The following is a 22,359-nucleotide window of genomic DNA, read 5'->3' as shown; positions in this document are numbered from 1 at the left end:
GCCCGCCAACTCGCCGATCCTGGGGCCGAACTGGTCTAGCCTTGGCTTCATGCGCGCATGGATACTGAACGACACGCGAGGGCCGTCCTCCTACACGCTGACGGAGGTGGACACGCCTAGCCCCGGGCCGGGGCAGGTGAGGGTGAGGCTGGTGATGTCCGCTCTCAACCGGCTGGATCTGTGGATGTCGATGGGCCTGCCCGCGCCCAGGCATTTTCCCCACGTGGCCGGCGGGGACGGGGCCGGCGTGGTGGACGCGGTGGGAGACAGCGTGGACGGATGGGCGCCGGGCGCCGAGGTGGTCGTCAACCCAGGCCTCGGCTACGCACCCACCACCGGTCACATACCCTTCGACGGGAAGCTCGGCGTGCTCGGCGAGCACACCTGGGGCACGTTGGCCGAGTATGTCGTCCTTCCGGCCGCCAACCTGGTCCCCAAGCCGGCCCACCTCTCCTGGGATCGGGCGGCGGCCTACGGGCTGGCCTACACCACCGCCTACCGGATGCTGCGCCGGGCCCGCCTCCGCGAGGGTGACCTGATGCTGGTGGTGGGCGTCGGTGGTGGGGTCAGTTCGGCCGGGATGCTGATCGGCCGGCTGATGGGCGCCGAGGTCTACGTCACCTCTACGAGTCCGGCCAAGATCGAACGGGCCGTGCAGCTCGGCGCGGCGGGCGGGTTCGCCTCCGGAGGCGAGTTCTCGAAGGAGATCAGGCAGGCCGCGGGACGGCAGGCCGACGTGGTGTTCGAGAACGTGGGACCCGCCACCTGGAACCAGTCGATGCGGTCGTTGGCGCCGGGGGGCCGGTTGGTGACCTGCGGATCCACCAGCGGCCCCAAGGTGGAGATCTTCGTTCCGCCGCTCTTCTTCCGGCACCTGGAGATAATCGGATCCACCATGTTCGACCACGAGGACTTCGCCCGGGTGACCGAGTGGGTGGCGAACGGGGACCTGCCGGTGCTCGTGGACAGCGTCTATCCGTTCGAGCACCTGCCGGAGGCATTGAACCGGATGAAGGCCGGGGATCACCAGGGCAAGCTGGTCATCGAAAGGAGCGGAACGTGACGGACAAGCCTGCGATCGGCTGGGTCGGGACCGGTGTCATGGGCGTCTCCATGTGCGGGCACGTCCTTGACGCCGGGTATCCGGTGACGGTGACCACTCGCACCAGGTCCAGGGCCGAAGCCCTCATCGCCCGCGGCGCCACCTGGGCCGACACCCCCGCCGAGGTGGCAGCCGCATCGGACATGTCGTTCGCCATCGTCGGCTTCCCCGAGGATGTCCGCGAGGTGTTCCTCGGCCCGGACGGCTTGGCGGCGGGCGCTTCGGCAGGCGATGTGCTGGTGGACATGACCACCTCCGAGCCCACCCTCGCCATCGAGATCGCCGGCACGTGCGCCGACCGGGGCGTGGCGGCCATCGACGCGCCGGTCAGCGGGGGTGACATCGGTGCCCGCAACGGCACGCTGTCGATCATGATCGGCGGTGACGAGGACCCCGTGGCGCAGGTGCGGCCGGTGTTCGAGACCATGGGCAAGACAATCGTCCGCCAGGGCGGGCCGGGCGCCGGCCAGCACACCAAGGCGGTCAACCAGATCCTGATCGCCACCGGCATGATCGGGCTGTCCGAGGCCTTGCTCTACGGCCAGCAGGCCGGGCTCGACCTCGACACGGTGATGGAGTCGGTCAGTGGCGGGGCGGCCGGATCGTGGTCGCTGTCGAATTACGGTCCCCGGATGCTCGGGGGCGACTTCGAGCCGGGCTTTTTCGTCGATCATTTCGTCAAGGACATGGGAATCGCCCTGCGGGAGGCCGCCTCCATGAAACTCCCGGCGCCCGGTCTGGCCATGGCCCACGAGCTCTACGTCTCGCTCCAGGCCCAGGGATTGGGGCGGAAGGGCACGCAGTCCCTGATCTTGGCCCTGGCGCGCCTGGCCGGCGTGGAGTGGGATCCTTCCCACACGGAGAACTGAACGGAACCGAGGCCATGGCACCGATCCCGACGGATCCCCCCGGACAGTCGGACATTCCCAATGTCCTGGCCTCCCGCTATGCCGGCAGCGAGATCCGTCGCCTCTGGTCACCGGTGGGTCGGGTGATCATGGAGCGGGAGCTCTGGGTAGCAGTCCTCGAAGCCCAGATCGAGCTGGGCGTACCTGTGCCCGACGGGGTAGTGGACGACTACCGGGCAGTCGTCCATCAGGTTGACCTGGCCTCCATCCGAACCCGGGAGGAAACCACCCGCCACGACCTGGCCGCCCGCATCGAGGAGTTCTGCGCGCTGGCCGGCCACGAGCACATCCACAAGGGGCTTACCTCCCGGGACGTCACCGAGAACGTCGAACAGCTGGTGATCCGACGGTCCCTCGAATCGCTGCGGGACAAAACGGTGGCGGTGCTGGCCGCCCTGGCGGGCCGGGCGACCGAATACCGGGACATGGTCGTGGTGGGCCGCAGCCACAACGTCCCGGCCCAGCCCACCACGGTGGGCAAGCGCATCGCCGGCGCTGCCGAGGAGACCCTGGCGGCCTACCGGAGGCTCGAGGCATTGATCGCCGGCTATCCCTTGAGAGGGCTGAAGGGCCCGGTGGGGACGCAGCAGGATCTCCTCAACCTGTTCGGCGGCGCCGAGGAGGTGGTGGAACGTTTCGAGGCGATGGTGGCGGCGGGACTGGGATTCTCCCATTGCCTGGCGGCCGTCGGGCAGATCTATCCGAGATCGCTCGACCTTGAGGTGGTGAGCACGCTGGCGCAGCTGGCGGCGGGGCCGTCGAGCCTGGCCACCACCCTCCGGTTGATGGCCGGCGCCGACCTGGCATCCGAGGGTTTCCAGCCCGGCCAGGTGGGATCATCGGCCATGCCCCACAAGACGAATATGCGCACCAGCGAGCGGATCAACGGGCTGGCCGTTGTCTTGGGCGGCTACCTCGCCATGGCCACCGGGCTGTCCGGACACCAGTGGAACGAGGGCGACGTCAGCGACTCCGTGGTTAGGCGGGTGATGCTGCCCGACTCCTTCTTCGCCGGCGACGGGTTGCTGGAGGCCACCCTGCACGTGGTCCGGGACATGGCTGTATTCCCCGGACGGGTGGAGGAGGAGATGGCCGCCGAACTGCCGTTCCTCTCCACGACCCGGGTTCTGCTGGCAGCGGTCGCGGCCGGGATGGGGCGCGAGCAGGCCCACCGGGTCATCCGGTCCCATGCCCTACGGGCGGCGGCCGCCCGGCGAGCCGGGGACGACCACGACCTCTGGGCATCGCTCGGCGACGATGCAGCCTTCCCCCTCGACGCAGACCGGATCCGGGATGCGGCTACCACCACCGGCCTGGCCGGGCGTGCAGGCTCGCAGGTAGACGCCGTCGTCAAAGCGGTCGCGGAAGTGGTCGAAGCGCATCCGCACGCCGCCGGGTACCGGCCGGAGACCCTGCTCTGATCCGTATCGTTAACGGAAGTTCTCGTGGACCCGGGACGCGGTCGGGCCACGCTGGCCCTGGTACTTGGACCCCGCCCACAGCGAACCGTAAGGGTGGTCCGCCGGGCTGGAGAGCTCGTAGAAGCTGATCTGCCCGATCAGCATCCCGGGGTAGATGGCTATCGGCAGGTTGGCCACGTTGGCCAGCTCGAGGGTCAGGTAACCGTTGAAGCCGGGATCCACGAATCCGGCGGTGGAGTGGATCAACAGGCCGATCCGCCCCAGGCTGGACTTGCCCTCCAGCCGGGCCACGATGTCGTCGGCCAGGTGAATCCGCTCGAGAGTGGCCCCGAGCACGAACCTGCCGGGATGGAGGATGAAGCGGCCGTCGGGGCTGACCGCCCTCTCCTGGGTGAGGTCGGGTTGGGCCTTCTTGGGGTCGATGTACGGGTAGAGGTGGTTCTCGAAGACCCGGAAAAAGCGATCCACCCGCAGGTCAATCGACGAGGGCTGGACGTTCTCGGGATCGTAGGGATCGATCCCGATGCGTTCCGACTCGATGGCCGCCTTGATGTCTCGGTCCGAAAGGATCACCGCTCCGCTCCCGGTCGCCTGAGCGGTGGCACGAATGATGCCGTCAGGGGGGAGCGGGTGAGGGGAATCGAACCCCCGTTCTCAGCTTGGGAAGCTGATGTTCTACCACTGAACTACACCCGCCGGATCGGCGCGATGGTAGCCGGGGGCCATGGTGGGTGTCACATACGAGGGACCCGTCCGACGGCATCCGAATCAGGTAATCCACCCGGCCAGACCCCAGATGCTGATCACGAGGCCAACTGCCAGCAGGAACCGGGCGCGCCCCGGACGGTAGGCGCCCTTGGCGCCCTCGGGAGCCTCACCGCGGGCGTGTTTCCACATGGCGAAGCCGTTCCCCACCACCATCGCCAGGCCCAGCGCGGTCATCATCTGCCCCAGCAGGGCGTCCAGCCCGAGAATGTCCGCCATGACCCGGGTACCGTAGCCAGGTCGCGATCCCGACGGCACGCGTACCTCTTACACTGGCACCCGAATGGCTTCCCAAGGCTCCCGTCTCGCTGTCATCGCCGCTCTGGCCGCCAACTCGGCCATCGCCGTAGCCAAGTTCATAGCCGCCACAATCACCGGATCGGCGGCGATGCTGGCCGAGGCGATCCATTCGGTGGCCGACTCCGGCAACCAGGGGATGCTGCTGTGGGGCATGACGGTCTCCAAACGCGCCGGCGGGGCGCGCCATCCGTTCGGGCGCGGCAAGGAGGTCTACTTCTGGAGCTTCATGGTGGCGGTCATGCTGTTCGTGGGCGGCTCCGTGTTCTCCATCCAGCACGGCGTCAACGCCCTCCGCCATCCCCACGCCGTGGAGAGTTTCGGCGTCTCGGTGGCAGTGCTCTCGGGAGCGATCCTCTTCGAGGCCGGGCCGCTGGTGGTAGCGGTGCGGGAGTTCAACCGTGTCCGCGGCTCGCGTGCCCTGTGGCGCACCCTGCGAGACACCAAGGACGCGCCTCTCCTAGTCGTGCTGTTCGAGGACAGCGCCGCCATCACGGGGTTGGTCGTCGCGCTGGTGGGCGTGGTCGCGTCCCATCTCACCGGCAATCCCACGTGGGATGCCGTGGCGTCGATCCTGATCGGGGTGCTGCTGGCCGTTGTGGCCTTCTTCCTGGCTTTCGAGATCAAGGGGCTGCTGATCGGAGAAGCGGCCGGACGGCGGGACCGGGCCACCATCCGGGCGCGGGTGCTGGCCCACACCAACGTCACCGGCGTGGATCGCCTGCTCACCATGCATATGGGTCCTGAGGACATCCTCGTCAACCTGGACGTCCATCTGGTGAAAGGCCTCTCCGGAGAAGAGGTCCACCAGACCATCGAGGATGTCGAGAAGGCCATCCAGACGGCACTTCCGGCCGCCCGGAACATCTTCGTCGAAACCGACATCGGCACATGAGCACCGCCTCCGCCCCGGCTTCCTCGGCCAACCTCGGACCCGGCTTCGACACCATGGCCATCGCGCTCGACCTGCGGTGCCGGGTGACTGCCGAGATCGCCGGCTCGTGGTCGACCCGGCACGTGGGGCCCGAGCCCTACTTGGGGGACGAGGACCAGGATGCCGTCCTGGCGGCGGCTCGTGCGGTAAGCGACCGGCCGCTCCGGATGGAGATCGCCAACCATGTTCCTCTGTGCAGCGGGCTGGGATCGAGCGCGGCCGCCTTCACCGCCGGCACCCTGGCCGCACTGCGCGCCAACGGCAAGGATCCGAGCCATGACGAACTGTTCCAGTACGTCAAGTTCCTGGAAGGGCATCCCGACAACGCCGCCGCCGCCGTCTACGGCGGGCTGGTGTCCGTAGCCGAAGGATGGGTCGTCCACCACTCCTTGTCACCAGACCTGGTGCCGGTACTCGTCGTACCCGACTTCGAGATCCGTACGAGTGACTCCCGCAAGGTAGTACCGGACTGCGTCCCGCTCGACGTGGCGGTCCGCACGCTAGGACGGCTCACCGCGCTGATCGAGGGCCTTCGGACCGGCTCGGAGGAGATACTCGACAACGCTCGCGGCGATGAGATCCACGAGACACCCCGCCTCGCCAGCTATCCAGAAACGGCCCGGCTGATGGAGGTCGCCATCGAGGCCGGAGCCGTGTACGCCTGCCTGTCAGGCGCCGGCCCCTCCATCCTCAGCCTGGCGCGGCGAGACCAGGTGTCCACGGTGCAGGACGCCCTCGCGGACGCTCTGGGCGGTGAGGGCAAAGCGATAGTGCTGGGGCCGGACACCACCGGCGCCCGATGAGGTCGACAGGGACTCGGAACATACGTTAGACCGGACGGGAACCACGCATCCCCGTCCGTCTGGCACCGTCCCGACTCGGATCTATTGCTTCTTCTTGTGGCGGTTTGCCTTGATCCGCTTGCGGTACTTGTGCTTACTCATTTTCTTGCGGCGCTTCTTGACCAGTGAGCCCAATACACATCCTTGTTCCGGTCTGGCCCCGATTGTTGTCGCTGGACCGTATGGCCGCAAGCCGGACCGGCATCCAGCGCCCTCTCGGAATGCCAGACGGTCGAAACTTGTCACACCTCCGCTATACGTTACCTACCGCCAAGCACCTACACCGGCTGATAACGCGAGACCGATCGGAACAACCGGCCAGCAGGGAACACACAGGCTTCGTGGAGCGAACGCCGTATCACCCGGCCCCGGCCGGGCATGGGCGACCACGCTCCGAACCAGGACAGGTGGTGGCGGGGGAGGGCCCGGTGCGGAGCAGCGGTTTGCCGGGACGATTTTCGCGTTCTTTCGGACGAAGGCCGAGGGAGATGGGGCCGCTAGTTCGGGTTGCGCAGGAAGCGCTCGATCTCCTCCACCAGCCGGCGGCTGCTGGTCAGCGAAATGGCCCGCTTCTCGCTCTCCGCCTCGAGACCTCGAACGTATCCGACCAGCTCGCTGGATCCGGAGATCGCCTCCTGCACCCGCGCCTCGTAGTCGGCCACCTCTTCATCGAGTTCCTTGACGTCGAAGCGCCTTCCGATCACGTCGCCGAGCGCGTACAGGAGCGCCCGGGTCCCGGTAGGGCTGGGGTTGGCCGCCAGATAGTGGGGTATGCCGGCCCAGATGCCCGCTGCCTCGATTCCCTCGTCCTCGAGAACCGCAGTGATAACCCCGGTGATGCCGGTCGGTCCCTCGTAGGCCGAGGCGTGCAGCCCGAGCCGCCGGGCGAAGTTGGGATCCGACGAGCTTCCGAAGATCGGTACCGGAAGGGTGTGGGCTATCTCGCCGATGAACGCCCCGAAAGCCACGGCCTGGCGGACTCCCAGCTGCCGGAGCACGGAAGCCACCTCCGAACAGAACTCGCGCCACCGCAGGTGCGGTTCCTCCCCGAGAACCAGGACCAGGTCATGGGAATGATCCGGTATGGCTAGACCGAAGACACCGACCGTGGGCCAGCGAATCTCCCGGACCGACCCGTCCAGCGTGACCAGCGGCCGGGATTCCTGATAGTTGACGTAGTCCTCAAGATCGAGCCGAGCCAGCGGAGTGACATCGTGGTGCTCCATGAGGTAGTAGAGCACCCGGGAGGCGGCGTCGGAGGCGTCGTTCCAGCCCTCGAATGCCAGCACCGCCACCGGATCGCGTAGCGAATGCTCCTCAAGCCATTCGACATCGGTCGCCACGCTACGAATCGTAGCGAGAGGAGTGATGAAGCGGAAGCCGGGCACGTCCCCCGGCTATGCGGGGGACCAGTTCCTCAGGCGGAGGCTGTTGGCCACCACAGACACGCTGGACAGGGCCATGGCGGCGGAGGCGACCATCGGGTCGAGCAGTCCGGCGGCGGCCAGAGGGATGGCCGCCACGTTGTATGCGAAGGCCCACCAGAGGTTCTGCCGGATGCCGCGCAAGGTACGTCGCGCCAGGTCGATGGCAGTCACCGCCAGCGCCGGATTACCGGACATCAGGCTCACGTCCGCGGTCTCGATCGCCAGGTCGCTGCCGGTGCCGATCCCCATCCCGACCGAGGCCGTCGCCAGCGCCGGAGCATCGTTGACCCCGTCCCCGACGAATGCCACGGCCTGGCCGTCCTCCTGCCAGGACTCGATGAGCGCAGCTTTCTGTTGGGGTAACAGGCGGGCATGAACCTCTGCGATGCCGAGCCGGTCCGCCACCACCCGGGCAGCGGCGGGATCGTCTCCGGTGAGCATGGCTGTGGTCAACTCCCGGTCGGCCAGGGCCGCGATAGCAGCGGCGGACGATGGCCTGGGGGTGTCGCTGACCGTTATCACCCCGTGGACAGCGCCGTCCCAGCCGCCCAGGAAGGCGGTCCGGCCCCGGCTACGGGCACGGTCCAACTCCTCCGCCCATCGGGCTCCGACCGCCATTCCGCGACGCTCCATCAGGTCGGGCGTACCCACCGTCACGACCGTTCCGTCGACAGTGCCTTCCGCCCCCGAGCCGGGGATCACGGTGACGTCGCCCGCCTTCGAGGGCTGGACGCCTCGTAGGAGGGCCCCGGCCTCCACCGCCCGGCCCAGGGGGTGCCCGGTCCCGGCTTCCACTCCCGCCACCCTCGTGAGGAAATCGGGCCGGTCGGACTCCACCGAGTCGAGGGTCATCTGCCCGGTAGTCAGCGTTCCGGTCTTGTCGAATGCCACCCTCTGCAGCTTCTCGATGCGCTCGAACACCTCGGCCGAGCGAAAGATCACACCGAGTTCGGCACCCCGTCCCGCCCCGACTGCGATGGCCGTGGGCGTGGCCAGGCCGAGCGCGCAGGGACAGGCGATGATAAGCACCGCCACCCCGTTGCGCAGGGCGTCGGCCCAGTTCCCGGTCACGGCCAGCCAACCGACCAGCGTGGCCGCCGCAACGACCACCACCGCAGGAACGAAGACACCCGACACCCGATCAGCCAGGCGTTGGATCGGCGCCTTGGTGGCCCGGGACTGCTCGACGATCCGCACCACCTCGGCCAGAACGGTGTCGTCGCCCACCTCGGTGGCCTCGACCACCAAGCGTCCCGTCTGGTTGACCGTTCCACCTACCACCCGGTCTCCCGGCCGGCGCGCCACCGGCATGGGCTCGCCGGTCAGCATGGACTCGTCCACCTCGCCGGCGCCCTCCACCACCGTTCCGTCGACCGGAACCCGCCCGCCGGGAACCACCTCGACCCGGTCTCCCACCGCTACCTCTTCGATGGGTACGGTGATCCAGGAACCGTTGCGGAGCACCCGGGCGTCGTGGCCCCGTAGCTCAAGGAGCCGGGACACGGCCTGGCTAGCTCGGCCCTTGGCGCGTGCCTCCAGGTAGCGTCCGAGCAGCACGAACATCACGATGGCGGCCCCGGTCTCGAAGAACAGTGCGCCGCCGGAGACAAGGGCCCACAGCGAGTAACCCCAGGCGGTCAGGGTGCCGAGACTGATGAGCGTGTCCATGCTCGCCGCCCCATGGCGGAGCCGTTTCCAGGCCACCACATGGAAGGTGCGTCCGGCCCAGAGAACCGCTCCGGAGGACAGAAGGCCCTGCAGCCACTCCGACCAGCCGGCATCGACACCCGTCATGGCCAGGACGATGGTCGGGAGGGCCAGCGATGCCGCCACCACGAAACGCCGCCACCCGATCCGACGCTCCCGCGCATCCTCGAGCTCGACATTCCGGGTTCCGTCCGCGGTGGGGACGGGTATCAGGCCGTAGCCGATCTCATCCACCGCCGCTGTCAGCCCTTCAGCCGTCGCGGGTGCAGCCAGCTTGATCCTGGCACGGCTCGAGGCGACGTCCACCGCCGCCTCCTCTACCCCGTCCTGTTCGGTCAGCACCTTCTCGATACGAGCCGCGCACGAGCCGCAGGTCATCCCGGACACGTCGAACAGCACTTCAGAGGCTTCGGTGGGGGCGGCGGCGGGGGCGCTTGCTCTCAAGTGGGCTCCTGTGGCTGGTGGGAGGTGGGATGGGTGTGGTTCCAGCGTAGCCCGATTCCTCATCCATGGAACACGGCGTGAACGAGGTCCGGGGAAGAAAACGGAACAACGCGTCAGGTAGGGGCGTTATAACAGGTACGAGGAAAGTGAGTGATCGTGTCAGAAGCGCTAGCAGGCTCCCGGCTGCAAGGCCGGGTGAGGCCGTCCCGTTCCTACAAGAGGGGTCGGGTGTGCCGTCGGGATGGGTGCTCCACCAAGATATCCATCTACAACCGCCGGGACTACTGCAACGCCCACGCCCCCGTCAACTTCCCCCGGGTCCGCGGCCACATTCTTACCGAGGCCTGAGAACCAGAGGAGGGCTGGGCTTCCGGACGGGGAGCTCAGCCCTCGAGGCCGAGCTTGCGGAGAAAGGCGTCGCTACGAGGCTCCCGCCCTAGGAAGTCCTGCAGCAGGTCGATGGCATCCTTGGTCCCTCCGGGCTCCAGTACCTTGCGGCGGTAGGCCATCCCCACCTCGGTGGAGAGCACCCCCTCCTCAGCGAAGCGGCTAAACATGTCCTGGCCGAACACCTCGGCCCACAGGTACCCGTAGTAGCCGGCGTCGTACCCACCCAGGAGATGACCGAACGACGAGAGCATGAACGTTCCTTCGTGGTGCGGAAGGAGACCGGTCTGGGCCCGGCTCCGTAACACCCCCTCCAGATCGACCGGATCGAGGGTGGTGTGCAGCTCCAGGTCAATCTGGCCGAGCATCACCTGGCGGAGGTTGAAGAGGGCGACGTTCAGGTTCCGGGCATCGGTGAGACGGGTCACGAGCTCCGGCGGGATCGGCTCCCCGGTGGCGTGGTGGCGGGCGAAGGTCCCGAGAACGTCGGGGATCCAGCACCAGTTCTCCATGATCTGGGACGGCGCCTCCACGAAGTCCCATTCGGTTCGCGAGCCGCTGAACCGCGCCAACTCGGCCCGGGAGAGCGACATGTGGAGGATGTGGCCGAACTCGTGGAACAGTGTGACCACCTCGTCGTGCAGGAGCAACGAGGGGGTATCGGGAGTGGGGCGGGTCAGGTTCGCCACCATGGCGCTCACCGGCCGGTGACAGCCGCCCTCGATATCCATACCGCCGGGCGCCAGCGGGAAGGCGGCGGCGTGCCCGAACTTGCCGTCGCGGGGATGCAAATCCATGTAAAAGTGGGCCACCAGCTCGCCCGAGGCCGTATCGGTGATCCGGTAGGCAAGCACCTCCTCGTGCCAGACCGGCGCATCGACCTGCTGGTAGGTGAGCCCGAACACCCGCTGGGTGATCTCGAACATCCCGGCGACCACCTGGTCAAGAGGAAAGTAGGCGGCCACCTCGAGCCGGTCCACCCCGTATTCCTGCTTCATCTGCTCGGTGTGGCAGTAGGCGCGGTCCCAAGGCTGGACGGGCAGCACATCATCCCGGGCCTCGAGCAGCCGCTCCATGGCGGCCCGCTCCCGTAGGCCTGCTTCGGTCAGGCGGTCGAGTATCGAACCGTAGAAGCTCGTCACCGCCTCGGGCCGGCGGGCCATCTTCTTCACCATGCTGTGGTGCGCCCACGAGCGGGCGCCGAAGGTAGCGGCCAGCCGGGCCCGGATAGCCAGAGCTTCTTCGAGAAGCGGGGTGTTCTCCTCCCTCGCCCGGTTGCCGAACTTGAGGGCCAGCGCCTGCCTCAGATCGCGGCGCGGAGAGTTCTCCATGAACGGGATCACATCCGGATATGCCATGGTGATGCGGTACGAGCCCTCGGATTCACCCGGCGCCAGCCGCGCCACGTACGAATGGGGCATGCCTTCGAGGTCCGCCTCGGAGACATCCAAATGATCCTCGTACTCGGCCAGGGCGGCGGAGAAGGCGACCTGGCAGCTGACCAGCCGGGTAAGCAGTTCTCGTACCCGGGACCGACCCTCCTCGCTGAGTTCGTGACCCGCCATGCGGAAGTCGCGCAAGGCGTGATCGAGCGCTCGAGCCGGCTCGCCGGCCAGAGCCGCGGCGTCGTCAGTGCCCGCGTAGTCACGGATGGCCCGGTACAGATCGCGCCGCGAGATCAGGTCGAGGGCCCACTTCTCCAGGCGCTCCTCTCCCTCCCGGGCCGCCGTGCGGACAGTCTCGTCCGCAGCCACCTGGCCCAGGAAGGGTCCCCGGCCGTACGCGAGGGCGCCCAGGCGGGCTACTTCTTCGAAAGGCCGCAAGGTGTTGGCGAAGGTGCGCGACCCTCGCACCGAGAGTATCTCCTCGATCAGACCCTCACCGCGGGCGATGACCGCCTCCACGGCGGCAACCACCGACCGGGACATGGCGGACGTGTAGTCGAAGAGCATCTAACGCATCTCCTCGTAGGTGTCCCAGGTCGGATCGGGCTCGACCATGACTTCGTAGACCTGTGGGGACCATCGGTCGGCCAGCCGCCGGACACCGTCGGCCGCTCCCTCACCTACGTAGGCGTAGAGCACGGTGAAATCGTCGAAGGCTCGATGGGCGTAGATGACGCCTTCGGTGCCCAGGACGCCGGCCAGATCCTTCTCAACCTCCCTGACCAGCACCGGATCGAACGACTGCACCTCGATGCTGACCGTCGCCACGAAGTCCAGGTCCAGGTGGTCGATCCTCTTCAGGGACCGGTTGATGAAGAGCCGGCTGTCACCCAGTTCCTCGTCCTCCTCCTCGATGAACTCCCACGTCTGGCCGGTCGCCGAGGCGGCATGGCGGTCGACCTCGTCCGCCAGATCGAGAAACGGCACCCCCCAGGTGAGCGGGTGGGGAACCACGTCCACCGATCCGACCCAGCTCTCCATCAGGTCCTCACCCAGGAGGTCGTCCAGGAGGCGGAACACCACCTGGAGCTGCAAAACCTCGTCCAGGCCGCCGAAGTCGGGATGGCCGACCGTCAGGTTCAGCTCGTCGCGGCTCTGATCGGGCTCGATCACCACCAGGACATCGCGCGGGTGTATACGGAAGCTTCCAACCTCGAGCGCTACCGGCGTGACTGGAATCCGGGCCGGGTGGTACTCCCAATCGCCATCGGGCTCCGGCGCAGCCCGGACCCACTGCTCGGTCAGCGGTCGCAGGGCCGGGTCCAAGGCGGAGCTCAGGCAGAGCGCGTGCCGGGCCTCGAGCCCCGCCAGGAGATCCCACTCGAGTCCCGGATCGATCGCCTCGGTGAGGTCCGTCAACTGCTCGGTGCCGTCTCCGTAGTCGCCCCGGGCCAGTTCCTGTTCGAGCAGACCCCGCAGCCGCGGCCACTCCTCCCAGAAGGCCGCTATGGCATCGCCAACCGTCACCGGGAGTGAGCCGGCCCGGCCCGGCTCTTCAAGTAACGGCCCGAACATGGGATGGCGCAACCGAGCGGATCAGGTCTACCAGCGGTTCGTATATTCCCGGCGCGGCGATGATGAAATGGGTGGAGTCCACCGTGGCCGGGCTGGTGTTCAGGTCGGCCGTCAACCCGCCCGCCTCCTCGACCAGCACCAGTCCCGCAGCCACATCCCACGGATAGATGCCGAACTCCCAGAAGCCGTCGAAGCGCCCGCAGGCCACCCAGGCGAAGTCCAGAGCGGCCGACCCGAGCCGGCGTATGTCCCGCACACTCTTCATCACCTCTCCGGCCGCGGCGGCGTAGGCAGGGCCGTTCAGGTGGCGGTCGTACGGGAATCCGGTCCCGATCAGACATTCCTGGAGGTTGGTACGGGAAGATACGCGGATCGGGCGGCCGTCTAGATAGGCGCCCTGCCCTCGCACCGCGCTGAACACCTCATCCCGCAGCACGTCGACTACCACGCCCGCTACCGGCTCGTCCCCGTCCCAGAGCCCCACTGATACCGACACGTGCGGGTGGCCATGCAGGAAGTTGACGGTGCCGTCAAGCGGATCCACGATCCACCGCCGCCCCACTGCCTCCGTCTGACCGCCCCCTTCCTCGCCCAGCACCTCGTCCTCCGGGCGCAGGTTTCCCAAAACGTCCAGGATGGCCGCCTCGGCAGCCCGGTCCACCTCGGTCACCGGATCGACCACTCCTTTGAGATCCGGGTCGATGTCCTGCCCGAACGACCTGCGCACCACGCGGGCGCCGGCGCGCGCGGCGGTAACCGCCACTTCGAGGTCGGTTCGCAGGTCCACGTCAAGGGCAGTCACGGGAAGCACCCTCCTTGGACTCTCGACTGTGGATGAGGGCTGGGGCGCGCCACCCCGCCGTTGCCATCCGGTGCGTGATCGGGCATCATCTTACGGCCGGGCGCGCCCGATTCCGGGTAATAGGGACGCCGCCGAGCACTGCGATGCGACCGACGTACAATCCGCCGGTGGCGTGGACGGTGACAACCCTGCGACTGATCGGCGCTTTGGTGGCCGGCATCATGGCGGCCTTCGGCTACCCGCCGTACGAGTGGACCTCTCTCGCCTGGTTAGGCCTGGTGGGCTTCGTCTGGCTGGTGGCGACGGCCGGCACCCGACCGGTCGCCCTGTGGTGCGGCTACCTGTTCGGGCTGGCCTACTTCGCTGTGATCCTCTCCTGGCTCATCGAGGTGGAACTGATCGCCTACTACCCCCTGGCGATGGTGCAGGCTCTGGCCTTCCTGATCGTCGCCGGCGGGATATTCCGCTACCGGGATGCCGCCCCCTGGGTATTCATAGTGGCGACGGCGGGAGCGGCGGCGCTGGCGGAGTTCCTGCGGGTGCGGTGGCCCTTCGGCGGATTCCCGTGGGGATCGATCGGCGTGATGGCCGGCGCCACGCCCCTGCGGCCTTCCGCTCAGTGGTTCGGAGCCACCGGCTGGGGAGTCCTGCTGGCGGCCGTGGCGGCCGTGTCCGTGCTGGTGATCCGCCGGCGCTGCTCCTGGAGGGTCCTTGCCGCGGCATCCGGAGCCGTGGTGTTGCTGGGGCTGGCAGGGAACGTCTGGCCGGCGATCCCGGAAGGGGAAACCCGCTCGGTAACGATCGTGCAAGGGAACTCGCCCTGTCCGGGGACGCGGTGCCCGGGCGAACGCCGGCTCATCTACGAAAGTCACCTGGCACTGACCAGCATGCTGGAGCCCGGTCCCGACCTGGTGGTCTGGCCCGAGAGCTCCACCGGAGGCAGCGCCGACCCGCTCCGGGATCCCTCGGTGGCGGAGGCCATCGGCGCCGAGGCGGTCCGGCTTGACGCAACGCTGCTGGTGGGGGGCGATCTCGACGCGGGACCCGATCACTTCGAGAACATCAACGTGGTCTTCGGACCGAGCGGGGCCGTGGTCGGCAGCTACCGGAAACGGCATCCGGTGCCGTTCGGCGAGTACGTGCCCCTGCGCCCCCTCTTCGAGATCGTGCCTGCCCTCGACCGGGTGCCGCGAGACATGATCCGGGGCCGGGAGCAGGTGTTGTTCGACCTCGACGGAGTTCGATTCGGCTCCGTTATCAGCTACGAGGGGGCCTACGCCCGCTACGAGCGGGAGGCGGTGAGGGCGGGAGCGGCCTTCCTGGTGCTGGCCACCAACGAGGCCTCGTTCGGAAGGACGCCGGCCAGTGACCAGCTGATCGCCATCAGCCGGATGAGGGCGGCGGAGCTAGGGGTGGACCTGGTTCACGCCGCGGTTACCGGCAAGTCCGCCTTCGTCTACGCCGATGGGCGGGTGGAGGGCCTGACCGGGCTGTTCGAGACCACGACCGCCGACGGCGCCCCCGCCGCCCGGACGGCAGGTCCCACCCTCTACGTCCGCTGGGGTGACTGGCTCCAGGTCGGGGCGATGCTCGGCTATCTGGGCCTGAGGGCCGCCGGCAGGTTCAGGAGGGAAGAACCAACGTGAGCCGGACCGGGCTCCGGGTCGGGATCGACCTGGGAGGCACCAAGATCGAGGGCGCCATGCTCGACCCGAGCGGGCGGGTGCTGGCCAGGAAGCGGGTTCCCACACCGGCCGGAGACTACGAGGGCACTGTCCGGGCGGTGGTGGAGCTGGTCCGCGAGGTGGAAGCCCGCGCCGGAGGACAGGGCACCGTCGGGATCGGAACGCCCGGGGCCATCTCCCCGTTCTCCGGACTGCTACGCAACTCCAACTCGGTGGCGCTCAACGGCCGGCCCCTGGACCGTGACCTGGAAACGGCTCTGGGCAGGCCGGTGCGGCTGGCCAACGACGCCGACTGCTTCGCATTGGCCGAAGCGGTCACCGGAGCGGGCGTCGGGGCCGGAACCGTTTTCGGCGTGATCCTGGGAACAGGCGTGGGCGGCGGCGTGGTGATCGGCGAGATGCCCCAGGCGGGCCCCAACCGCATCACCGGGGAATGGGGCCACAACCCCCAACCCGGCGAGATGGGCAAGCGGGCCTGCTACTGCGGGAGGACCGACTGCGTCGAACTCTACCTCTCCGGTCCGGCGGTGGCCGGTGAGTACCGGCGATCCGGCGGGATGGAGCTGACGGCGGAGCAGGTCATGGATCGCATCGGCGGGGACGCTATTGCCGCCGGGGTATTCGATCGCTACGCCACCCGCCTGGCGAGAGCGCTGGCGGTGGTGGTCAACATCCTCGATCCCGATGTCGTGGTCCTGGGTGGGGGCATGTCGAATGTGGACCACCTGTACGAGGAGGTCCCAAAAAGGTGGGGAAGGTGGATATTCTCCGATGGGGTCGCCACCCGCCTGGCAAGGAACCGGCACGGAGACTCCGGGGGCGTGGTGGGAGCCGCATGGCTCTGGCCGGTCCATGATCAGGGCTCGCGGGCAATGCCCGCAGGTGGACCCGGTAGGTGATGACGGAGAGGCGAGGAGGCATGATGGAAGGCAATCGAAGCTCCCGGATGGTGACCGGATTGCTGCTGGTGGTGATCGGAGCGTTGTTCCTCATCGAGGACCTCACCGATTGGAGCTACACGTTCAGCGACTGGTGGCCTGCCCTCCTGGTGGTGATCGGACTCGCCAACCTGGTCCGGCGGCGCTCGGGCCGATGGTTCTGGGCGGCGGTCACCCTCCTCGGCGCGGTGCTGCTGCTGGACTCCCTCGGAATCTGGGAGATCGACTTCGGAGACGTGTGGAGGCTCTGGCCGCTCGTCCTCGTCTGGGTGGGCGCCAGGTTCATCCTGGCGGGTCGCCGCTCCCGGACCGGGCGCCGTAAGCGGGATCGGGCCACCGATGCCGGTGAGACGAGCAGCCTGAACGTGTCCTGCGGGTTCGGAACGACCGAGCATCGGGTCACGAGCCGGATGTTCTCCGGAGGAGCGGTCAGCGCCGTGTTCGGGTCCGCCACGATCGACCTGGTCGATGCCGGGTTGGCGATCAGCGCGCCCGCCGTCGACGTCTCCGCAGTCTTCGGATCAGTCGTATTCGTGGTACCGGACGACTGGGTGGTCGACCTACGGACCACCAACGTGTTCGGCGGAGTCAACGACCAGCGAAACGAGAACTCATCCAGGACAGGCCCGACGCTCACCATCACCGGAACCTGCCTGTTCGGCGGCATCACCATCGAGTCCGGCCCGCCCGGCAAGCGGACCGCCTCCGGCTGAACCTGAGGAACACAGCACCGCACGCGGTGCCCCGAGCCTGAGGAACAGGGCGTGACATACGGCGTCCTCTGCCTCAGGTTCGAGAAGTCGCGAAAATCGCGGCGGCGGGCTCGCCCGCCGGGCCCTCCCCCGCCACCACCTGTCCTTGGCTTGGGGCGTGGTCGGCCATGCCCGGGTTGGGGCCGGGTGATGGCGGGTTCGCCCCCTTGGAGCCTTCGAATGTTCCCTGCGGGCCAGGCCGGTCCGATCGGTGAGACGCTTGCGGCTGGTGTAGGTGCTTGGCGATAGGCAACGTATAGAGGGGGTGTGACAATTTGGCCCTGCGCGAATACGTGGGTGCGGGGGCCTGAAATCCTTGGTTTGGGGGTGAGGCCTCGCTGAAATCGGTGAAGTACCAGTTCGCCGATGCCAGGAGGCCTCGATGTCTGATGTTATGTCCGTTCGCTTGTGGTTGGGTGGTGTTCGGGTGCTGGGTGTGGCGGTCGATACGGTTGACCGCCTGGAGGTGGAGGTGGAGTCGTCTCGGGAGTGGTCGCGGTGCCCGTATTGCGGGTTCCGCTGCCGTCGGGTGTGGGATCGGCGGGTCAAGCGGGTCCGCGACCTTGGGGTGTCGGGCCGGCGGACGACGCTGGTGTGGCGGCGTCGGCGGTTCGTGTGCGGCAACTGTGGGGAGCGGCACCTCGAGGAGCATGACCAGTTTCAGGGGAGTCTCACCCGGCGGCTTTCTCGCCGGCTGGTGGAGGACGCCCGGGCGATGTCGATTAGGGCGGTGGCTCGCCGTCATGGGGTGGGTTGGCATCGAATCATGGCGTTGGTGAGAGCCCATTCGGCTCGGGTCGCGAAGCGGCGTCGGGTCCGGCCGTGTCGGGTGTTGTTGGTGGACGAGACGTCGATTCGGCGTCGTCACCGGTATGTGACCGTGGTTGCGTGTGGGGACACCAAACAGGTGTTGGCGATGATCCCAGGACGCACGAAAGGGTCTCTGAGCAGGTTCTTTAGGGAACAGGGGCCGGACTGGTGCCAGGGGGTGGAGATCGTCGTCACAGACGGTTCACGGTCTTACCAAGCTGCGATTAGCCAATACCTGCCCGACGCCCGCCACGTCCTGGATCGCTTCCATGTGGTTCGCTGGTTCACCGAAGGCTTGACTCTGGTAAGACGAGAACTCCAACGCCGCGACCCCGACCAGACACCCCCAGCATTCGAGCCGGACCTGTTCCGAGCGCGCTTCACCCTGCTGCGGAGAGAAGACCATCTCACCGACGCCCACCGCAAGCATCTGGAGACACTGTTCGAGGCTTACCCTCGGCTCAAGACGGCGTGGGATGCTCTCCAAGAGCTCTACAGCATCTACGAAGCCGACGACCTCCAAGGAGCCAACCAGGCGCTCGCCCGGTTCGCTGACCTCTACGACAGCGGCCAGATCCCCGAATACCACGACGTTGTGGACACGATCATTTCCTGGGGAGAAGAAATCTTGGCCTACCACAGCGCCCGACGGGTCACCAACGGACCCATCGAAGGGATCAACAACCTCCTACAAGTCCTACGACGCGTCGCTCACGGGTTCACGAACCCCGACAACTACGCAGCCCGCGGCATCCTCGTAAGATGACCCCCACACCGGCTACAGCACCCAAAACCCACGAAATCGCGCAGCCTCGACAATTTCGGACCGACGTCGGGGTCTGGCTGGGAACCAGCTCTCGGGCGGCGAGGCGTTGGCCCGCTAGGCGGGGATCCCGGCCTCCGATCTGGCCCTGGCCAGCGCTTTCCGCATGTGCAGCTCGGGGATAGGTCCTCGCCGGACCGCTTCCTCCGCCGGACGTCCCTCGAAGAGAACCTGGCGCAACAACGCGGCCACCCTTTCGAGCCGGTCTGCCTGATGGTCTATGTCGGTCGCGGAGAGCAGGTCACCATGGCCGGGAACCACCGTTGGACCCACTCCGGGCCGCGCCGCAGCCAGCGTGGCGGGCCATTCCAGAGGGTAGGAGTCGCCCATCTCGGGGCTCTTGCCCTGTTCCACCAAGTCCCCCATGAAGGTCACGCCGGCGCAGCGGACCACGACATCGGCATCTGTGTGGCCCCGTCCGTGGTACGTGGCCGAGACCCGGTTGCCGCCGATGTCGATGGAGGTCAGCGCCTCGAAGGTTTGCTTCGGAGGCACCACTCTCACCCGCTCGATCTCGTCTCTCCGATCCCGCGGCATCCAGCGACGGGCGTCCTTGAAGTGGGGCGCAGGATCCACCAGGAGCCTCCGTCTGCACGACCGGTGTCCCCAGATGACCGCACCTGGGAAGAGTGCGTTCCCGAAGACGTGATCCCAGTGCCAATGGGTATTGACCACCCACCTCACCGGCTTGGTCGTCAGCGTGCGCAGTTCTCGGGACAGCTCGCGTGCGGCCTCCTCGCTCTCGCGGGTGTCGACCAGCAGGACACCCTCCTCCCCGATCACGACCCCGATGTTGATCCGCAGGAACGGATAGGGGCGCCGGAAGACGCCTTCGGCGAGTTCTTCGAACATGGCCTCACGAGATTACCCCCGGACCGTATCGGCAGTCTCGCCGCAGTTGCGCCATCATTGGGCCGTAATGCCGACCAACGTCAGCCCGGAGTACAAGAAGGCCGAAGCCGACTACAAGGCGGCCCGCGAGCCACGGGATCGCCTGGCGGCGCTGCGGGAAATGCTCCGCACCATCCCGAAACACAAGGGAACCGAACACCTTCAGGCCGGTATCAAGACCAAGATCAAGGAGTTGACCGAGGAGCTGGCCGCTCCGAAGAAGGCGGGGGCGCGGGCGGGTCCGGTCTACACCTTCCGGCCGGAGGGGGCCGGCCAGATCGTCCTGCTCGGGCCTCCCAACAGCGGCAAGTCCTCGCTCCACCACGCCCTCACCGGATCGGGCGCCCAGGTCGGGGCCTACCCGTTCACCACCCAGCACCCCCAGCCCGGGATGGCGCCCGTGCACGACATCGGGATCCAGCTGATCGACCTCCCGCCGATCACCGCGGAGCACCCTCTGCCCTGGATCGGGAATGCCATGCAACCCGCGGACGGGGCGCTACTGGTGGTTGACGTGTCGGAGCCGGGCTGCGTCGCCGCCACCGACGAGCTGGTGGGCTTGCTGGAGGAGCGCCGGGTGTACCTGACCGGGGAGTGGCCAGGAGGTGCGGGGACGCCGCCGGATCCCGACGATCCGTTCGCCAAGCTCCTGCCCACCGCCCTGGTGGCGTCCAAGGCCGACCTGACCGAGCAGGTCGAGGAAGAGGTCGAGGTGCTGATGGAGTTGGTCGGCCTCGACCTCCCCGTCCTCAGGTCCTCGGTACCGGACGACGAGATATCCCATCTGGGTGATTGGCTCTTCGACGCCTTGGGAGTCGTGCGGGTGTACACGGTCGCGGCCACCGAGCGGAAGGATGATCGGCCCTACACGATCCGCCGCGGCCAGACTGTGATGGATGTGGCGGCGCTGATCCACAAGGACTTCGCCCGCGACCTCAAGTTCGCCCGGCTGATCCGGCCCGGCCGGCCTGACCGCCGTATCGGGAGGGCGTTCCCGCTCGAAGACGGAGACCGCATCGAGATTCACATCTGAGCGGCGCCCGAGCCGGACCGCTCACCTCCCCTGGTTGGTGTAGCCGTGCGGCAGGTTGTCGAAGCGGGTGTACTCAGCGGCAAAGGTGGCCTTGACCACTCCGGTGGGGCCGGCCCTCTGCTTGGCGATGATGATGTCGGCCATCCCCTTATGGTCGGTCTGCGGGTTGTAGTACTCGTCGCGGTAGATCATGAGAACCACATCGGCGTCCTGCTCGATCGCCCCCGACTCGCGGAGGTCCCCGAGCTGCGGGCGCCGGTCTCCCCTACTCTCCAGTGCGCGGTTGAGCTGCGAGACCGCTATCACCGGCACGTCCAGTTCCCGGGCCAGCCCCTTGAGGTTGAGGCTGATCTCGGCGATCTCCTGCTGCCTATTCTCCCTGGTGCGGGCCTGCATTAGCTGCATGTAGTCCACCACCACCAGTTCCAGCCCGCGCTGGCGCTTCAGCCGCCGACATTTAGCCCGGATGTCGGTGACCGTGCGCGATCCCTCGTCGGCGTGCAGCGGCGCCTTGTAGAGGCTGGCCGAGGCATCCACGAGCCGGGGCCATAACCGGGCCGACTCGCCCTGATCCAGGCCGGACCGCAGCTTCATGGAGTTGACCCGGGCGTGGGAACCCAGCCAGCGGTAGGCGATCTCCATGGGCGACATCTCCAGGCTGAACAACGCCACCGGCCCGTGATTGAGGGCCACATGGCTGGCTATGTTCATGGCCAGGGCGCTCTTGCCCATACCGGGACGGCCCGCCACCACCACCAGCGTGCCGGGCTGCAGGCCCCCCAGCTTCCGGTCCAGATCTACCAGGCCGGTGGGAAGTCCGGTTACGTCCTGCCCTATCTTCTCCGCCTCCTCCAGCTTCATCAGAACCTGCTCCAACAGGTCTCCGATTCGCTCCGGGCCGCCCTCCGCCCGGTTCCGCGCCACCCCCAGCACGGTCTGTTCGGACTCGTCCAGGACTCTCTCGATCTCCATGTCCAGGTTCATGGCCAGGTCACCGATTCGCCGGGTCGCCTCCAGCATCCGGCGCCGGACGCCATGTTCGGCAACCACCTCCGTGTAGTAACCCACGTTGGCGGCACTCGGGACCTTGTCCCAGAGCACGGCGACCCTGCTGACGCCACCCACCTTGTCGAGATCACCGATCCGGGTCAGCCGGTCGGCCACCGTCAGGGTGTCGATGGGCTGGTTGTCTTCATAGAGGCGAACCATGGCGCCGAAGATCATCCGGTGGGCCGGTACGTAGAAGTCCGCCTCCCTGAGGCGTCCGATCACCTCGTCGGCCGCCTCCTGCGAACGGAGAACCGCGCCGAGCACCGACTCCTCCGCTTCCGCGCTGTGGGGCGGAGCCATGGCCCGGGTGAAGGCTGCCGGATCCGGGGCCCGCTCGACCACCGTCACGGTGTCGCCCCTGCGGGGACGATGGCCTGGCCC

At 67.6% G+C, this 22,359-nt stretch carries 21 protein-coding genes and 1 tRNA gene; 11 read left to right on the top strand and 11 right to left on the bottom strand.

What is annotated here, in order from left to right; genetic code table 11:
• The first annotated feature begins 49 nt into the window (after positions 1–49).
• The 3 genes from ACOQPD_RS13635 to purB are packed head-to-tail and all read left to right on the top strand — an operon-like array spanning position 50 to position 3,431.
• Positions 50–1,063: a zinc-binding dehydrogenase gene (locus tag ACOQPD_RS13635; RefSeq protein ID WP_420612503.1), complete on the top strand. Its 1,014-nt coding sequence runs from the start codon at positions 50–52 to the stop codon at positions 1,061–1,063.
• A complete protein-coding gene (locus tag ACOQPD_RS13630; protein ID WP_420612502.1) occupies positions 1,060–1,971 on the top strand; it encodes an NAD(P)-dependent oxidoreductase in 912 nt (303 codons plus the stop codon). Before ACOQPD_RS13635 ends, ACOQPD_RS13630 begins: the two co-directional genes overlap by 4 nt.
• Before the next feature lie 14 nt (positions 1,972–1,985).
• A complete protein-coding gene (gene purB / locus ACOQPD_RS13625; RefSeq protein WP_420612501.1) occupies positions 1,986–3,431 on the top strand; it encodes an adenylosuccinate lyase in 1,446 nt (481 codons plus the stop codon).
• 9 nt (positions 3,432–3,440) lie between these two features.
• Here purB and dcd read toward each other — a convergent pair whose 3' ends face one another.
• The 3 genes from dcd to ACOQPD_RS13610 all read right to left on the bottom strand — a co-directional run bounded on the left by dcd (position 3,441) and on the right by ACOQPD_RS13610 (position 4,415).
• Positions 3,441–4,004 (bottom strand): dCTP deaminase, encoded by a 564-nt coding sequence (dcd, locus tag ACOQPD_RS13620; protein WP_420612500.1) that lies wholly within the window; start codon positions 4,002–4,004, stop codon positions 3,441–3,443.
• Positions 4,005–4,056: 52 nt separating this feature from the next.
• Positions 4,057–4,127 (bottom strand) — tRNA-Gly (locus tag ACOQPD_RS13615).
• Between the two features lie 72 nt (positions 4,128–4,199).
• Positions 4,200–4,415, bottom strand: a complete 216-nt coding sequence (locus ACOQPD_RS13610; protein WP_420612499.1) for a hypothetical protein — start codon at positions 4,413–4,415, stop codon at positions 4,200–4,202.
• Between the two features lie 64 nt (positions 4,416–4,479).
• On the opposite strand from ACOQPD_RS13610, the gene ACOQPD_RS13605 reads away from it, so the two are divergent.
• Together ACOQPD_RS13605 and thrB are read left to right on the top strand one after the other, a co-directional pair.
• Positions 4,480–5,388, top strand: coding sequence for a cation diffusion facilitator family transporter (locus ACOQPD_RS13605; protein WP_420612498.1), 909 nt, complete (start codon positions 4,480–4,482; stop codon positions 5,386–5,388).
• Positions 5,385–6,230, top strand: coding sequence for a homoserine kinase (gene thrB, locus ACOQPD_RS13600; protein ID WP_420612497.1), 846 nt, complete (start codon positions 5,385–5,387; stop codon positions 6,228–6,230). The genes ACOQPD_RS13605 and thrB overlap by 4 nt, the downstream gene beginning before the upstream one ends.
• A gap of 81 nt (positions 6,231–6,311) precedes the next feature.
• Here the strand turns inward: thrB and ACOQPD_RS13595 are convergent, their stop codons facing one another.
• The 3 genes from ACOQPD_RS13595 to ACOQPD_RS13585 form a co-directional block, all read right to left on the bottom strand.
• Positions 6,312–6,404: an AURKAIP1/COX24 domain-containing protein gene (locus ACOQPD_RS13595; protein WP_420612496.1), complete on the bottom strand. Its 93-nt coding sequence runs from the start codon at positions 6,402–6,404 to the stop codon at positions 6,312–6,314.
• Between the two features lie 362 nt (positions 6,405–6,766).
• Positions 6,767–7,612 (bottom strand): PAC2 family protein, encoded by an 846-nt coding sequence (locus ACOQPD_RS13590; RefSeq protein ID WP_420612495.1) that lies wholly within the window; start codon positions 7,610–7,612, stop codon positions 6,767–6,769.
• 54 nt (positions 7,613–7,666) lie between these two features.
• Complete coding sequence (locus tag ACOQPD_RS13585; protein WP_420612494.1) at positions 7,667–9,847, bottom strand: heavy metal translocating P-type ATPase; 2,181 nt, start codon at positions 9,845–9,847, stop codon at positions 7,667–7,669.
• Between the two features lie 150 nt (positions 9,848–9,997).
• On the opposite strand from ACOQPD_RS13585, the gene ACOQPD_RS13580 reads away from it, so the two are divergent.
• Positions 9,998–10,195, top strand: coding sequence for a hypothetical protein (locus ACOQPD_RS13580; protein WP_420612493.1), 198 nt, complete (start codon positions 9,998–10,000; stop codon positions 10,193–10,195).
• Positions 10,196–10,230: 35 nt separating this feature from the next.
• Here ACOQPD_RS13580 and ACOQPD_RS13575 read toward each other — a convergent pair whose 3' ends face one another.
• The 3 genes from ACOQPD_RS13575 to ACOQPD_RS13565 are packed head-to-tail and all read right to left on the bottom strand — an operon-like array spanning position 10,231 to position 13,996.
• Positions 10,231–12,186 carry a M3 family metallopeptidase gene (locus tag ACOQPD_RS13575; protein ID WP_420612492.1) on the bottom strand — a complete coding sequence of 652 codons (1,956 nt, stop codon included), beginning with the start codon at positions 12,184–12,186 and terminating at the stop codon, positions 10,231–10,233.
• The gene (locus ACOQPD_RS13570; protein ID WP_420612491.1) at positions 12,187–13,146 is read right to left on the bottom strand and encodes a hypothetical protein; all 960 of its coding nucleotides are present in this window, start codon (positions 13,144–13,146) and stop codon (positions 12,187–12,189) included.
• A gap of 28 nt (positions 13,147–13,174) precedes the next feature.
• Positions 13,175–13,996, bottom strand: coding sequence for an inositol monophosphatase family protein (locus ACOQPD_RS13565; RefSeq protein ID WP_420612490.1), 822 nt, complete (start codon positions 13,994–13,996; stop codon positions 13,175–13,177).
• Between the two features lie 143 nt (positions 13,997–14,139).
• On the opposite strand from ACOQPD_RS13565, the gene lnt reads away from it, so the two are divergent.
• From lnt to ACOQPD_RS13545, 4 genes are all read left to right on the top strand, one after another.
• Complete coding sequence (gene lnt, locus ACOQPD_RS13560; RefSeq protein WP_420612489.1) at positions 14,140–15,642, top strand: apolipoprotein N-acyltransferase; 1,503 nt, start codon at positions 14,140–14,142, stop codon at positions 15,640–15,642.
• Positions 15,639–16,580, top strand: a complete 942-nt coding sequence (locus tag ACOQPD_RS13555) for an ROK family protein (RefSeq protein WP_420612488.1) — start codon at positions 15,639–15,641, stop codon at positions 16,578–16,580. Before lnt ends, ACOQPD_RS13555 begins: the two co-directional genes overlap by 4 nt.
• A 23-nt stretch (positions 16,581–16,603) precedes the next feature.
• Positions 16,604–17,332 (top strand): LiaF transmembrane domain-containing protein, encoded by a 729-nt coding sequence (locus tag ACOQPD_RS13550; protein WP_420612487.1) that lies wholly within the window; start codon positions 16,604–16,606, stop codon positions 17,330–17,332.
• 421 nt (positions 17,333–17,753) lie between these two features.
• Complete coding sequence (locus ACOQPD_RS13545) at positions 17,754–18,947, top strand: ISL3 family transposase (RefSeq protein WP_420611466.1); 1,194 nt, start codon at positions 17,754–17,756, stop codon at positions 18,945–18,947.
• Between the two features lie 114 nt (positions 18,948–19,061).
• Here the strand turns inward: ACOQPD_RS13545 and ACOQPD_RS13540 are convergent, their stop codons facing one another.
• Entirely contained in the window at positions 19,062–19,856 is a 795-nt protein-coding gene (locus tag ACOQPD_RS13540; RefSeq protein WP_420612486.1) for an MBL fold metallo-hydrolase, read from the bottom strand.
• Positions 19,857–19,923: 67 nt separating this feature from the next.
• Here ACOQPD_RS13540 and ACOQPD_RS13535 point away from each other — a divergent pair, with 67 nt between their 5' ends.
• Positions 19,924–20,928, top strand: coding sequence for a GTPase (locus ACOQPD_RS13535; protein ID WP_420612485.1), 1,005 nt, complete (start codon positions 19,924–19,926; stop codon positions 20,926–20,928).
• Between the two features lie 21 nt (positions 20,929–20,949).
• Here the strand turns inward: ACOQPD_RS13535 and dnaB are convergent, their stop codons facing one another.
• Positions 20,950–22,326 carry a replicative DNA helicase gene (dnaB, locus tag ACOQPD_RS13530; RefSeq protein WP_420612484.1) on the bottom strand — a complete coding sequence of 459 codons (1,377 nt, stop codon included), beginning with the start codon at positions 22,324–22,326 and terminating at the stop codon, positions 20,950–20,952.
• Between the last annotated feature and the right edge of the window lie 33 nt (positions 22,327–22,359).

It is taken from the genome of Candidatus Spongiisocius sp., from assembly GCF_965221825.1.
Classification (GTDB): Bacteria; Actinomycetota; Acidimicrobiia; order Spongiisociales; family Spongiisociaceae; genus Spongiisocius.
Note: the sequence above shows the minus strand (reverse complement) of the source record. Positions and strands in the feature narration are given on the sequence as shown.

Excerpts from the sequence above, each read along its gene's own strand:
- ACOQPD_RS13635 (WP_420612503.1), top strand. The coding sequence starts at position 50 with ATGCGCGCATGGATACTGAACGACACGCGAGGGCCGTCCTCCTACACG.
- purB (WP_420612501.1), top strand. The coding sequence starts at position 1,986 with ATGGCACCGATCCCGACGGATCCCCCCGGACAGTCGGACATTCCCAAT.
- ACOQPD_RS13610 (WP_420612499.1), bottom strand. The coding sequence starts at position 4,415 with ATGGCGGACATTCTCGGGCTGGACGCCCTGCTGGGGCAGATGATGACC.
- ACOQPD_RS13605 (WP_420612498.1), top strand. The coding sequence starts at position 4,480 with ATGGCTTCCCAAGGCTCCCGTCTCGCTGTCATCGCCGCTCTGGCCGCC.
- thrB (WP_420612497.1), top strand. The coding sequence starts at position 5,385 with ATGAGCACCGCCTCCGCCCCGGCTTCCTCGGCCAACCTCGGACCCGGC.
- ACOQPD_RS13575 (WP_420612492.1), bottom strand. The coding sequence starts at position 12,186 with ATGCTCTTCGACTACACGTCCGCCATGTCCCGGTCGGTGGTTGCCGCC.
- lnt (WP_420612489.1), top strand. The coding sequence starts at position 14,140 with ATGCGACCGACGTACAATCCGCCGGTGGCGTGGACGGTGACAACCCTG.
- ACOQPD_RS13550 (WP_420612487.1), top strand. The coding sequence starts at position 16,604 with ATGGAAGGCAATCGAAGCTCCCGGATGGTGACCGGATTGCTGCTGGTG.
- ACOQPD_RS13545 (WP_420611466.1), top strand. The coding sequence starts at position 17,754 with ATGTCTGATGTTATGTCCGTTCGCTTGTGGTTGGGTGGTGTTCGGGTG.
- ACOQPD_RS13540 (WP_420612486.1), bottom strand. The coding sequence starts at position 19,856 with ATGTTCGAAGAACTCGCCGAAGGCGTCTTCCGGCGCCCCTATCCGTTC.
- ACOQPD_RS13535 (WP_420612485.1), top strand. The coding sequence starts at position 19,924 with ATGCCGACCAACGTCAGCCCGGAGTACAAGAAGGCCGAAGCCGACTAC.